The following is a 12,114-nucleotide window of genomic DNA, read 5'->3' as shown; positions in this document are numbered from 1 at the left end:
CGATCGCCGTCTGGATCAGTTGCCGGTGGTCGTTTGCGCCGCCTTGGTGCCGGCCGCCTGATCGGGCGTGACCGGTCCGGCGGTTCCGCGCTTGGCGGGCACGAGAAGCCTCGTGTTCTGGACGCCATACTTCCACGGGTCGACCATCTGCATGACGGTGTTGGCGGCCTGCGCCTCACCGGCGACAGACGTCACGCCTTCGCTGCGCACATAGTCGTCGCTGGTGCAGCCGCTTGCCAAACCGGCAAGAAGCAGGGCGATGCTCGATCTCAGGACCAGACGCATGATTTCAGTCCTTCGGCAGGTCGAGGAAATGACCGACTTTGGTCGCGGAAGCGCCCCGCACGGCGCTGCCGTCAGCCAGCGCCAGCGCTCGGTTGGCGTCCGACGCCTTCACCTCCTCGGTGTTGTTGAGGAAATAGTCGACGTTGCTGGCGGGCTGCGTGCCATCGGTCGGCACAGCCATTTTCTTCGACGGGTCGACCGGCTTGACCAGATAGGGTGTGACGATGATGACCAGGTCGGTCTCGCGCCGCTGATAGGATTTGGACGAGAACAGCGACCCCAGCACCGGCATCTTGCCGAGACCGGGAATGCGCGACGTGGTGATGTCGTTCTGGGATTGCAGCAGCCCGGCGATCATGAAGCTCTGGCCGTTCTTCAGGTCGACCGAGGTCTTGGCGCGGCGCACGATGAACCCCGGCACCGAAATGTTGCCGATATTGTAGGAGGCCGAAGCGTCGATCGAGGAGACCTCCGGCGCGATGTCCAGGCTGACCAGCCCGTCCTTCAGCACGGTCGGCGTAAAGTCCAGGCTGACGCCGTATTTCTTGTAGCTGACGGAGATCTTGCCATTGTCCTCGGAAACCGGGATCGGGAATTCGCCGCCGGCGAGAAAGCTCGCTGTTTCGCCGGATCGGGCGATCAGGTTCGGTTCGGCCAGCCTTCGGGCAAGGCCGCGCTCCTCCAGCGCCTTGATGGCGATATCGATCGAGACGCCATTGGACAGCAGCCGGCCAATGATCTCGCCAGTCCCCGCCGCCGGCACCGAGCCCGGATCGAGAGAGACATCGCGACCGCCGAAGCCGTAGGCGAAATTGGCGCTGTATTTCGCACCCAGGTCCTGCCCGGCCTGGCGGTTGATCTCGACGAAGCGGACATTGAGCTGGACCTGCTGCGACGAGGAGATATTGACCGAATTGATCACCTCCTCATTGCCGGAGAAGCGGGTGGCGATCTTGTTGGCCTTTTCAGCGGCGACCGCGTCATCCGCCTCGCCCGAAAGCACCACGCGGCCATTGGCCGAGCCGACCTTGATCTTGGCGTCCGGCACGCTGGCACGGATGGTGCTCGCCAATTGGTCGGTGTCGAGCGTCACTTCGATGTCTACGGTGCCGACGAGCTGCTTCTTCTCGTCGAACAGCGCAATGCCGGTGGTGCCGAGATTGTTGCCCAGCACATAGAAGGATTTGTCGGTCAGCGGGTTGACGTTGGCGATCTCCGGATCGCCGATGACGATCTGATAGAAGGCCGCGCTCGTCATGATCGTCTTGGGCTTGCCCTTCGCGACCTTGATCGAGGCATTCCTGGTCGACGAGACATAGACGATGTCGTTGTCCGCCCTGGCCGCGCCAGCGAAGGCGAGCATGCCGCTCGCGGCCAGTGAAGCCGCCATGGCCAAGGCGCGCGCGAAACGCAACCGATTCGTCATTCGATATAGGGTGTGCATCACCATGATCCCGTCCCGCCCGGTCCCCACCGGTCTTTACTTCTGGTCCCGAGAAGGGACCTGGTATTCCTCGGCCTGCGTGCCGCGCGTCACGATGACCGTCTTGAATTTCGGCTTCTCTGGCTCCTTGGCGATGGCATCGAACAAGGAGCCGGCGGCGGCCTGGGCATTGGAAGCCACGGATCCGCCGAACGAAGAGATGGTGGTGACGCCGTTCTTGCCGTCGCCGCCTTCGCTGGCGGAGCGCAGCGACAGCGACAGCGTGCCTACCGTGCGGGCAAGCGCCACTTTCTGCGCGCCTTCGGTCGTCACCTCGAGGGTCACGGAATTGGCCACCTGCGGGGTCGTCTGGCGCTCGTCGGCGCCCTGCCCGACACTCAGCACCTTGGCGTCGGCAACGACGATCTCCGAGGTGATGGTCGAGCCGGCCGCGCCTTGCGCGTTCTTGGCGACTTCCTGGATTTCGCCGGCATCGCGGGTGAGCACGACATCGACCCGGTCGCCCGGCGTGACGAAGCCACCGACGCCGGCGATCTCGTCGGTGCGGATGGTGACCGCCCGCATTCCGGGCGTCAGCATATTGGACAGCGTCGCGCGGCCGTTCGGTCCCGACAGCTTGGTGAGCAGCACCGGCTCGTTGACCTCCATCGGCGACAGCACGACCCGGCCGCCTTCGCCAAGCAATCCATCGATGGTGGCAAAGGCGCCCTGCGGCAGGGACTCCTGCGGCCACGGGATTTCGCTGAGCTTGGCGCGGTCGAGCTCCATGCCATAGCGCAACGGTGCATTGGCCACCACGATGGTCTTGAACTCTATTTTGGGTGCTGGAACGGAGATCGACGCCGTTTTCTCCTGGGCATCGGCCTTGGCCTGGCTCTTGACCCAGAAATCCGCGGCAAAGATCGAGATCGCGCCGAAAACGGCGGCGATGCCGATCATCGTTATGGCCTTGCCCCTCACGCCGAAACCCCTGATGCCCGTCGTTTCTTGTTATGTTGGGCTCACGCTAGTCCGCATTGGTAAAGAATCGGGAATCTTGTGCGGTGGCATTCGACCGATTTCCGCCTGCTTGGTTATCGAATGGTTTTAAGGTAAGAGGGGTTAAATCCCCGAACGTAACAGGAACCTCCGTCGCTTGGCGCCAAAAAGCGTGGCAGTATCGACGAGTGATTCGCAGCACCGGACCCTATGGTTGGCATGGACGACAACAACGATCTCTTCGGCAATCTGGGCAAGCAGCAGCAACCGGTTCGCACGCCGGCGCGCCCGGCCGACCCACTGGTGCAAGCGGCCGCCAGGCGCCCGGCCGCGGCCAAGGATGGCAGCGAGGGTTACAGCGCCGCCGACATCGAGGTGCTCGAAGGCCTGGAGCCGGTGCGCCGGCGGCCGGGCATGTATATTGGCGGCACAGACGACAAGGCGATGCACCATCTGTTCGCCGAGGTCATCGACAATTCGATGGACGAAGCGGTTGCCGGCCACGCCACCTTCATCGATGTCGAGCTTTCGGCCGACGGCTATCTCACTGTCACCGACAATGGCCGCGGCATCCCGGTTGATCCACATCCGAAATTCAAGAAGCCCGCGCTCGAAGTCATCATGACGACGCTGCATTCGGGCGGCAAGTTCGATTCCAAGGTCTATGAGACATCAGGTGGCCTGCACGGCGTCGGCGTTTCCGTCGTCAACGCCCTGTCGGATCATCTCGAAGTCGAAGTCGCGCGCGGCCGCCAGCTTTATCGCCAACGCTTTTCACGCGGCATTCCGGTAAGCGGTCTGGAGCACCTGGGCGAGGTGCACAACCGCCGCGGCACCAGGACGCGTTTCCACCCCGACGAGCAGATTTTCGGCAAGGGCGCGGCCTTCGAGCCGGCGCGTCTCTACCGCATGACGCGTTCGAAGGCCTATCTGTTCGGCGGCGTCGAAATCCGCTGGACCTGCGATCCCTCGCTGATCAAGGAAAAGGATCAGACACCGGCCAAGGCGGAATTCCATTTCCCCGGCGGCCTCAAGGATTATCTAAAAGCGTCGCTCGGCGACGAATTCCAGGTGACGCGCGAAATCTTCGCCGGCAAGAGCGACAAGCAAGGCGGCCATGGCTCGCTCGAATGGGCGGTGACCTGGTTCGGCGGCGACGGCTTCATCAATTCCTACTGCAACACCATCCCGACCGGTGAAGGCGGCACCCACGAGGCCGGCTTCCGCAACGTGCTGACGCGCGGCCTGCGCGCCTATGCCGACCTCGTCGGCAACAAACGCGCTTCGATCGTCACCTCGGAAGACGTCATGATCTCGGCCGCCGGCATGCTGTCGGTGTTCATCCGCGAGCCGGAATTCGTCGGCCAGACCAAGGACAGGTTGGCGACGATCGAAGCGATACGCATCGTCGAGACCGCGATCCGTGACCCGTTCGACCATTGGCTGGCCGACAATCCGCAGGAAGCCTCGAAGCTGCTTGACTGGGTGATCGCGCGCGCCGACGAGCGGGTGCGCCGCCGCCAGGAAAAAGAGGTGTCGCGCAAAAGCGCTGTGCGCAAGCTGCGCTTGCCGGGCAAGCTCGCCGATTGCACGCAGAACGCGGCGGCAGGTGCCGAACTCTTCATCGTCGAAGGCGATTCCGCGGGCGGCTCGGCAAAGCAGGCGCGCGATCGCGCCAGCCAGGCCGTCTTGCCGCTGCGTGGAAAAATCCTCAACGTCGCCAGCGCCGGCAATGACAAGCTGGCCGCCAACCAGCAGATATCGGACCTGATCCAGGCGCTCGGCTGCGGCACGCGGTCAAAGTACCGTGACGAGGATTTGCGCTACGACCGCGTGATCATCATGACCGACGCCGACGTCGACGGCGCCCACATCGCTTCGCTGCTGATCACCTTTTTCTACCAGGAGATGCCGGCGCTGGTGCGCGGCGGCCATCTCTACCTGGCGGTGCCGCCGCTTTACTCGATCAGGCAAGGCGGCAAGGTCGCCTACGCCCGCGACGACGCGCACAAGGACGAGCTTCTGCGCACCGAATTCACCGGGCGCGGCAAGGTCGAGCTCGGCCGCTTCAAGGGCCTGGGCGAGATGATGGCTGCGCAGCTCAAGGAAACCACCATGGACCCGAGAAAGCGCACGTTGCTCAGGGTCGATGTGAACGAAATCGATTCTGCCACCAAGGACAGGGTCGATGAGCTGATGGGCACCAAGCCCGAAGCTCGCTTCCGCTTCATCCAGGAACGCGCCGAATTCGCCGAGACGGAAGTGCTGGATATCTAGCCGCTGGCGAATTTAGCTTGCGTTCCTGACATGGAGACCAGCATGTGACCTGGGCGCGGCTGAAAACCTATTTCGAGACGAGCCTGGCCGGGCTGACGCAACCGACGCGCTCCGACTGGATTTTCGCCCTGCGCACCGTTTCAGCCGGCATGATCGCGCTTCTCGTCGCCTATGCGCTGAAGCTCGACCATCCGCAATGGGCGATGATGACGGTGTTCATCGTCGCCCAGCCGGTTGCCGGCATGGTGCTGGCGAAAGGCTTCTACCGGCTGCTCGGTACGCTTGCCGGGGGTATCGCGGCAGTCGGCATCAGCACGGCGTTCGGCACCGGCCCCTGGATTCTGGTGACGGTGCTTGCCGTCTGGATTGGCATTTGCACCTTCGTCTCGTCGCTGCTGCGCAATCCCGAGGCCTATGGCGCCGCCCTTGCCGGCTACACCGCCATGATCATCGGCCTGCCCGCTTTCGGACAACCGCATCTGGTCGTTGACCTCGCGGTCGCGCGTTGTGCCGAGATCGTGCTCGGCATCGTTTGCGCCGGCCTCACCAGCCGGCTGATCCTGCCAAAACTGGCCAGCGACGCCATTATCACGCGGCTGAAACGCTGCATTCTCGACCTTGCCACTTACGCCGGCGGTGCGTTCTCCGGCGGAGACCGGGCAACCCTCATCGGCCTGCACCGGAAGCTTGTCGCCGACACCCAGACGCTTGGCGAAATGCGCGCCTATGCCAGGCTCGAAGCGGCGAGCTTCGCGCCGCGCGCGCATCCGGTGCGACGCACCATCGGACAGCTGCTCTCGGCCCTTTCGGCGGCGCGCGCGCTCTATTCGCATGCCGCTCCGAAAAACGCAGCCCTCATCCCGGTGCGCTCCGAGTTGCAAGCCCTTGTCAGCGAACTGGCAGCCAAGCCGGGAGCGCTGGACGACACCTCGCCCTGGTTGGCACGACTCGACGCGATTTCGATCAGAGCACGGCAAATGCCCGATGCTTCGACCGAACAGGGTGAGGACAGGGTCGGCACCATCACCCGCCTCACCATAGCGGCCGATTTCGCCGAGGCGCTGAAACAGGTGTTGCGCGGCCTCGACGCTTTGCGCGCGCCCGTCAGCCGCCGACGAGGTCCCGGCAGCCGGCAGCCGGCCTTGGTGGTGCATCGCGACTATCCCGGTGCCGCGCGCAACGCCATCCGCGCGGCCCTTGCCACGTTGCTGGTCGCGGCTTTCTGGCTGACGACGAAGTGGTCGGAAGCGGCCGGCACCGTCATCCTCGTTGCCGTCGTGTCGAGCCTGTTTGCCGCTCGCCCCGACCCCGTGCAGGTATCCTGGGGTTTCTTCAAGGGAACGCTGCTCGCTTTGCCCTTTGCCTTTCTCGTCGGTCAGATCGCGCTTCCCGCTCTGACCGGCTTCGGCTGGTTCATGCTGTTCGTCGTGCCCATCATGGTGCCGGCGGCACTCGCCATGGCCAATCCGCGCTATGTCGGGGTGGCGACTGCCTTCGCCATCAACTTCCTCGCCTTCCTCAGCCCGCACCAGGCAATGACCTATGATCCCGGCCCCTTCTTCGCCGGCTCGGCATCGATCCTGGTCGGCATCCTGCTGGCAATCGGCGTCTTCGTCGTCGTGTTGCCGGCGGACCCATGGCTCGCCGCCGACCGCATTGTGCGAGCCATGCGCGAGGATCTGGCGCGGCTTTGCCTGCATGAGCGCCTGCCGAGGCGTTCGGCCTTCGAGAGCCTCGCTTATGACCGGGTCAATCAGTTGATGCCGCTGGTGCAGAATTCCGGCAGGAAGGGTGAGGCGGTGCTGGGCGGCGGCGTCGCCTCCGTCACGGTCGGCCTGGAAATCCTGCGGCTGCGCACTGCCAGCCAAAACCATGCCATTCCATCGGAAACGACGCTTTCAATCGCTAACTTCCTGAGGGGATTGGCGCGCGAGCTGCTTTTCCGTGCCTCCGGCGATCCGCAAACAGCGACCATTGCCGTCGCCCGGCAGTACGCGGCAGGCATCGCCCAGCGAGACGCCACCGGCGACATGCTGCAAATCGCGGCGTCCCTGCGCATTATCGCCGCGGCAATGGAGGATTTCCCGGATTTCTTCGCGAGCAACAGCTCTTAGACAGGGCCATCATAGACCGGGCCCGCGCATCGGCGCCACAGTCTGGGCTGGCTTCGATTCATCACCAAGATTGACCTTGAAGTGCCCCGCGACCCGCAAGATAACGTTCGAGATGTCGTCTATGGCTTTCTGAAGTTTTACCTTGTCGGGGGCACGAGGTATCTGGCCAGAAGGCAATGTATATCTGAATGTTGTCGCATAGGCCTCCAGCCAAACGAGGGACTGCAACACCATCTTCTCGGCGTGATCGTCTGGGAAGCGCCTTACGATTTTATCGAACTGATGTGCATCGTGACGTTCGATGTGAATGGCCTCGGAGGTCGCCAGCGCCCGGATGACCTGTTCAATGGCCTGCTGGCTAAGATATGCGGCGTTACGGGATCCTGATGCAGCCAGAATACGTGCATCTTTTATGCAGCCGTTCGCCAACCGAAGCGCGCTGGCGATGGTCCACTGATCAGACATCCAATCGTCGTCCCTCGCGAGCGACAACATATGCGATCGTATTTCGCGAATGCCAGCTTGCTGCCAATTCGCTCGACGTAGTGGAAAGAATTGTCGCTGGAATTCCGATTTCGTGCTGAATCGTCCAGCCAACGAGCGGGTCGAGAAGTTCTGGCCCAGCATCGTCCGGCAAGGCAACGAGGATATCCCAGTCGCTGTCGGGCCGATTGTCGCCCCGTGCTCGACTACCGAAGAGCCAAATAGAGTCGGGATTCAGGCGACCCCTAATTTCGTTGATCAGCGGCTTGATTTCGGCCGGTACCGCAAGACGCGTTGAGGGTGGATGGCGCATGATCAAAGCATAATACCAATTCTTTGCGCCGACAACGCAATGGCCTCGATACCGGCCACCCGCCCAAGCACAAGCTAGGCTGCGGCGATCGCCAGCGCATGGCCGCGTGCGTTCTCGCGCAGAGCATCAAGGTGGATCGACTTGACCAGGGCGGCGAGGTCGCCTTCGGCGGATTGCCCGCCCAATTCCTTGAGCATCAGCCAGCTGACTTCCTGAACACCGGCGACGCGCTTACCGTTGGCAACCTCGCGCCAGATCTTCAGCGCACGCAGGATGACCGCATGCGTGGCGGCAGCCAGGCCTGCGCTGCGGAACAGCGCCTGCAAGGCCACATCGTGCCCGCCGGCCAGCAGCGCCCTCACCCGTGCTTCGGACTGCTGGCTGAGCGCGACCAGCGCCGAGCCGAAGAAATCGACCTTGCCATGCGCGATGGTGCGGATCAGGAAGCCCGCGGTGAGATCGCCGCGCAGCCTGAGATGCTCGATCAGCGCCGCGTGCTCTTCCTGGCGCGTGCCTTCGATCAGCGTCACCGAGGCCTTGACGCAGGCGTCCCGCATGACGCGATCGGCTCGCGCGGCTCCCATCAATGCCATGACCAGCGGCGATGTCTTCAATGTCTCGCCGAGCTTGACGAGCAGCATATGCCGGCAGTCGGCAGGCAGGCGCGCGTCGGATATCAGCGCCTCGCGCACCAGAGGCAGATGGCCATGGCGTTCAGCCATGCGGCGGAAGCTGAGGGAGGCGATGTCGGCGCCGGTGTTGGCCAAAAGCACGGCGCAGGCCTCCGCCTCGCCGATCTCGGCGATGGCCGCCGCCAGCGCCATAGAGACGAGCGGCCGGTCGGCGATCAGTTTCTGCGTTGCCCTCTGGCTCCCCGCCACACGGTTGATCAGATCGGCGTCGGTGAGCAGCGGCGAGCGCGCCAGCACGACACCGGCGACTTCCGGCTGGTCGGAGGCTAGCACGCTGATGATCTGCAGCGGCGCGTGGTGGCTCATCGAGAGCACTTCCGCCATCGCCAGCCGCACCTTTGACGAGGCGTCGTCGAGTAGCAGCGTCAGCGCCGCCTCGGCGGCGCAGCGGTCCTCGAACGGCAATTCGGAATTGACATAGGCCCGAGCCAGCGCACTGGCGGCGGCGGCGCGCTCCGACACCCTGGCCGTGCAAATCCATCTCAAAAAATGCGAAACAACCATGCCGCCTGCTTACGCCCCTTGCCAGAACGTTCCTGGCCCCGTGGTGACGGTAGGCAGAAATGGTTTACGAACGGTTCACCATGTTCATTAACTGGCTTGCGAGCCTGGAAAGCAGCGCCTATCAACCCTTTGCAGCAGAGGAGCAGGACATGGCCGGGCTTTATCTCCAGGAGTTCGTCGTCGGCCACGTCTTCCAGCACACGCTGCGCAAGACCGTTACCGAAAGCGACAACATGCTGTTCTCGGTGATGACGCTGAACCCGCAACCGCTGCATATCGACTTCGACTTCGCCGCCAAGAGCGAGTGGGGCAAGCCGCTGGTCAACTCGCTGTTCACGCTCGGCCTGATGATCGGCATCTCGGTCAACGACATCACCGTCGGCACCACTGTCGCCAATCTCGGCATGAAGGAAACCGTGTTTCCGCACCCGGTATTTCATGGCGACACCATCCGCGTCGAAACAACGGTGATTTCGGTGCGCGAATCCCGGTCGAAACCCGATCGCGGCATCGTCGAATTCGAGCATCGCGCCTATAATCAGCATGGCGACCTCGTCGCCAAATGCACGAGACAGGCGATGATGCTGAAGAAGGCGGCCTGATGCGTTCGCTGCTGTTCGTTCCCGGCGATTCCGAGCGGAAGCTCGAAAGGGGTTTTGGCGCCGGCGCTGACGTGGTCATTGTCGATCTCGAGGATTCCGTCGCGCCGCAGAACAAGGCGCCGGCGCGCGAGATCGCGGCGCGCTTCATCCTTGAACGCAAGGGGCAAACCAACTCGGCGATCTATGTCAGGGTCAACGATCTATCGACCGGACTGACGGATGACGATCTGGCTGCGCTCGTCGCAGCGAGGCCCGACGGCATCATGCTGCCCAAGTCGAACAGCGGCCAGGATGTGCAGCAACTCGCGGCCAAGCTCAGGGTCCGGGAGGCCGAGAACGATCTGCCCGACGGTTCGATAAAAATCCTGCCGATCATCACCGAAACGCCGGCGGGTGTGCTGGCGGCGGCGACCTATGCGGGGACAAGCGCGCGGCTTGCTGGTCTCACCTGGGGCGCGGAAGACCTGTCGGCCGCGATCGGCGCGCGTGCGGCCCGCGACGATCACGGCCGCTACACCGATCTCTTCCGTCACGCCCGCCTGACGACCATCCTCGCGGCGGGGGCTGCGGAGGTCGCCGCGATCGACACCGTGTTTCCGAATTTTCGCGACATGACGGCCTTCGCCGCGGAATGCGCCGAGGCCGAGCGTGACGGCTTCACCGGCAAGATGGCGATCCATCCCGATCAGGTGCCCGTTATCAACGCCGCATTCACGCCCTCGGCCGAGGCGGTGAGACAGTCGGCGGCCATCGTCGCGGCGTTCGAGGCAGCCGGAAATCCTGGCGTCGTCGGCATCGACGGCAAGATGTTCGACCGACCGCACCTGCGGCTGGCCGAACGCCTTCTGGCACGCGCGAGGGCGGCCGGGACATCCGCCTGACCACTACCAGACCAGCGGAATCAGGCGGTAGCGAACTTCGTCCGCATAGTCGTCGTAGCCGCGCAGACCGGTGCGAAGCGTTTTCTCTTCGATGAAAGTGCGAATGGCCAGGAGAACGACGAAGACGAGCACCAATGCCAGGCCCCACCAGGAGCCAAGCAGCAGAGCCGTGCCGGCGAAGAAGAGGATAGCGCCGGCATACATCGGATGGCGGACGTAGCTGTAAGGGCCGGTGGTGATCACGCGCTGTCCGCGCTCCTCCTGGATTTTGACGACCGGTGCCGCGAAGCTGTTCTCCACCATCGTAAGGTAACAGATCCAGATACTGAGTAGCACCACCGCGGCGCCAATCACCTGCACCCAGACCGGAACCGCAGACCAGCCGAAACGGAAGTCGAATCCCATGAATATCTGCCAGCCAAGGATGGCAAGCAGAAGTATGGACAGCAGGAACTTGTCGGCCGCCGTCTGATTCTTTTGGATGGGAGGGCTCAGCCGCTCGTTCATCAGGCTGGGATCACGGCGGGCCAGCGCCACGCCCAAGGTGAGACTGAGCCCCACCATCATCACCAGATAGACCCACGCCCCGTGCCAGTACAGCGTGCCGGCCGACAGGAACAGCAAGGCACCCATGACGCCGAACCAGAGGAATGTCTGCAAGATCAATTTCGAGATCATGATCGCCCTTTCACGGTATGCCTCCGCCGGCATTGGCCAGAAAATAGACCGGTAGTCTACTATACCGACCGATGGTCTATAATTCAAGTTGACCGTTGACACCCCACTGGACGGGGACGGTGATCGCGTGCAGAAAGTTCGTCATGCCCCGTGTCATCAAACATCCCGAACTCAGGCGAGAAGAACTGCTGGACCATGCTCAGGCCTTGTTCCTGACGCGAGGCTACGACAAAGCAAGCCTCAACGATGTGATTGCGTCCGCCGGCATCTCGAAGGGGGCTTTCTATCACTACTTCGCTTCCAAGGAGGCTCTTCTGGAAGCACTGGCCGAGCGCTTCGCGAGGCAAGCACTGGCCGGGGTCGAGGGCATAGCAGGCGATCCCGGGCTCGACCCGCTCGCTCGCCTGAACGCGCTGCTCGCGCACTCGCGCCAGGCCAAGATAGAGACCGCACCGGAGGCCTGGACTCTTTTCGAGACGATGTTCCGGCCTGAGAACCTAGTGCTCTTCCATCGCATCAATCTGGCCGCCAACGCATCGTTTTCGCCCCTGCTGGTCAAGATCATCCGGCAAGGAGTCGAAGACGGCACCTTCAGGACATTCGATCCGGAGGGCGTCGCCGACATCGTCATGCAGTTCGGCATGGCCACCCATGACGTCATTGCGAAGGCAATCTCCGGCGGCAGCGACGCCGATATGGAGGTCGCGATCGAAACGTTGGAAAAACGCGTCAGACTCTACGGGATCGCCCTCGACCGCATACTCGGCCTCCCCGACGGAAGCATTCAGATCGGAGAGCCCGGCTATGTGCGCGCCGTCATGACAGCCCGACGGAAGACAGAGTCCGGCAAGATGCGGTGATTT

The 12,114-nt window shown here is 63.1% G+C and carries 12 protein-coding genes; 5 read left to right on the top strand and 7 right to left on the bottom strand.

Annotated elements, in window-relative coordinates; translation table 11 throughout:
* Positions 1-15: 15 nt before the first annotated feature.
* The 3 genes from O7B34_RS07310 to cpaB all read right to left on the bottom strand — a co-directional run bounded on the left by O7B34_RS07310 (position 16) and on the right by cpaB (position 2,689).
* Positions 16-285, bottom strand: a complete 270-nt coding sequence (locus tag O7B34_RS07310; RefSeq protein ID WP_337145462.1) for a hypothetical protein — start codon at positions 283-285, stop codon at positions 16-18.
* A 4-nt stretch (positions 286-289) separates the two neighbouring features.
* Positions 290-1,675, bottom strand: a complete 1,386-nt coding sequence (locus tag O7B34_RS07305; protein ID WP_337145637.1) for a type II and III secretion system protein family protein — start codon at positions 1,673-1,675, stop codon at positions 290-292.
* A 90-nt stretch (positions 1,676-1,765) separates the two neighbouring features.
* Positions 1,766-2,689: a Flp pilus assembly protein CpaB gene (gene cpaB, locus O7B34_RS07300; RefSeq protein WP_337145461.1), complete on the bottom strand. Its 924-nt coding sequence runs from the start codon at positions 2,687-2,689 to the stop codon at positions 1,766-1,768.
* A 237-nt stretch (positions 2,690-2,926) separates the two neighbouring features.
* Between cpaB and parE the strand changes: the two genes are divergently transcribed.
* Both parE and O7B34_RS07290 read left to right on the top strand, forming a co-directional pair.
* Positions 2,927-4,984: a DNA topoisomerase IV subunit B gene (parE, locus tag O7B34_RS07295; protein ID WP_337106976.1), complete on the top strand. Its 2,058-nt coding sequence runs from the start codon at positions 2,927-2,929 to the stop codon at positions 4,982-4,984.
* A gap of 44 nt (positions 4,985-5,028) precedes the next feature.
* Positions 5,029-7,098 (top strand): FUSC family protein, encoded by a 2,070-nt coding sequence (locus O7B34_RS07290; protein WP_337145460.1) that lies wholly within the window; start codon positions 5,029-5,031, stop codon positions 7,096-7,098.
* 9 nt (positions 7,099-7,107) lie between these two features.
* On the opposite strand, the gene O7B34_RS07285 is transcribed toward O7B34_RS07290, so the two are convergent.
* The 3 genes from O7B34_RS07285 to O7B34_RS07275 all read right to left on the bottom strand — a co-directional run bounded on the left by O7B34_RS07285 (position 7,108) and on the right by O7B34_RS07275 (position 9,090).
* Positions 7,108-7,563, bottom strand: coding sequence for a HEPN domain-containing protein (locus O7B34_RS07285; protein WP_337145459.1), 456 nt, complete (start codon positions 7,561-7,563; stop codon positions 7,108-7,110).
* The gene (locus O7B34_RS07280) at positions 7,556-7,894 is read right to left on the bottom strand and encodes a nucleotidyltransferase family protein (protein WP_337145636.1); all 339 of its coding nucleotides are present in this window, start codon (positions 7,892-7,894) and stop codon (positions 7,556-7,558) included. The genes O7B34_RS07285 and O7B34_RS07280 overlap by 8 nt, the downstream gene beginning before the upstream one ends.
* Before the next feature lie 74 nt (positions 7,895-7,968).
* Complete coding sequence (locus tag O7B34_RS07275) at positions 7,969-9,090, bottom strand: DUF2336 domain-containing protein (RefSeq protein ID WP_337145458.1); 1,122 nt, start codon at positions 9,088-9,090, stop codon at positions 7,969-7,971.
* A 149-nt stretch (positions 9,091-9,239) separates the two neighbouring features.
* Between O7B34_RS07275 and O7B34_RS07270 the strand changes: the two genes are divergently transcribed.
* Entirely contained in the window at positions 9,240-9,692 is a 453-nt protein-coding gene (locus tag O7B34_RS07270) for a MaoC family dehydratase (protein WP_258593949.1), read from the top strand.
* Positions 9,692-10,573: an HpcH/HpaI aldolase/citrate lyase family protein gene (locus O7B34_RS07265; protein ID WP_337145457.1), complete on the top strand. Its 882-nt coding sequence runs from the start codon at positions 9,692-9,694 to the stop codon at positions 10,571-10,573. Before O7B34_RS07270 ends, O7B34_RS07265 begins: the two co-directional genes overlap by 1 nt.
* Positions 10,574-10,576: 3 nt before the next feature.
* On the opposite strand, the gene O7B34_RS07260 is transcribed toward O7B34_RS07265, so the two are convergent.
* Positions 10,577-11,251 (bottom strand): methyltransferase family protein, encoded by a 675-nt coding sequence (locus O7B34_RS07260; protein WP_337145456.1) that lies wholly within the window; start codon positions 11,249-11,251, stop codon positions 10,577-10,579.
* 143 nt (positions 11,252-11,394) lie between these two features.
* Between O7B34_RS07260 and O7B34_RS07255 the strand changes: the two genes are divergently transcribed.
* A complete protein-coding gene (locus O7B34_RS07255; protein ID WP_337145455.1) occupies positions 11,395-12,111 on the top strand; it encodes a TetR/AcrR family transcriptional regulator in 717 nt (238 codons plus the stop codon).
* The last annotated feature ends 3 nt before the right edge of the window (positions 12,112-12,114 follow it).

It is taken from the genome of Mesorhizobium sp. Cs1299R1N3, from assembly GCF_037179625.1.
GTDB classification, from domain to species: domain Bacteria; phylum Pseudomonadota; class Alphaproteobacteria; order Rhizobiales; family Rhizobiaceae; genus Mesorhizobium; species Mesorhizobium salmacidum.
This window is presented reverse-complemented; position numbering and strand designations above follow the sequence as displayed.

Bases quoted from the DNA above. Each gene is read 5' to 3' on its own strand.
- parE (WP_337106976.1), top strand. From the start codon at position 2,927: ATGGACGACAACAACGATCTCTTCGGCAATCTGGGCAAGCAGCAGCAA.
- O7B34_RS07255 (WP_337145455.1), top strand. From the start codon at position 11,395: ATGCCCCGTGTCATCAAACATCCCGAACTCAGGCGAGAAGAACTGCTG.
- O7B34_RS07270 (WP_258593949.1), top strand. From the start codon at position 9,240: ATGGCCGGGCTTTATCTCCAGGAGTTCGTCGTCGGCCACGTCTTCCAG.
- O7B34_RS07280 (WP_337145636.1), bottom strand. From the start codon at position 7,894: ATGCGCCATCCACCCTCAACGCGTCTTGCGGTACCGGCCGAAATCAAG.
- O7B34_RS07305 (WP_337145637.1), bottom strand. From the start codon at position 1,675: ATGGCGGCTTCACTGGCCGCGAGCGGCATGCTCGCCTTCGCTGGCGCG.
- O7B34_RS07265 (WP_337145457.1), top strand. From the start codon at position 9,692: ATGCGTTCGCTGCTGTTCGTTCCCGGCGATTCCGAGCGGAAGCTCGAA.
- O7B34_RS07285 (WP_337145459.1), bottom strand. From the start codon at position 7,563: ATGTCTGATCAGTGGACCATCGCCAGCGCGCTTCGGTTGGCGAACGGC.
- O7B34_RS07310 (WP_337145462.1), bottom strand. From the start codon at position 285: ATGCGTCTGGTCCTGAGATCGAGCATCGCCCTGCTTCTTGCCGGTTTG.
- O7B34_RS07275 (WP_337145458.1), bottom strand. From the start codon at position 9,090: ATGGTTGTTTCGCATTTTTTGAGATGGATTTGCACGGCCAGGGTGTCG.
- O7B34_RS07260 (WP_337145456.1), bottom strand. From the start codon at position 11,251: ATGATCTCGAAATTGATCTTGCAGACATTCCTCTGGTTCGGCGTCATG.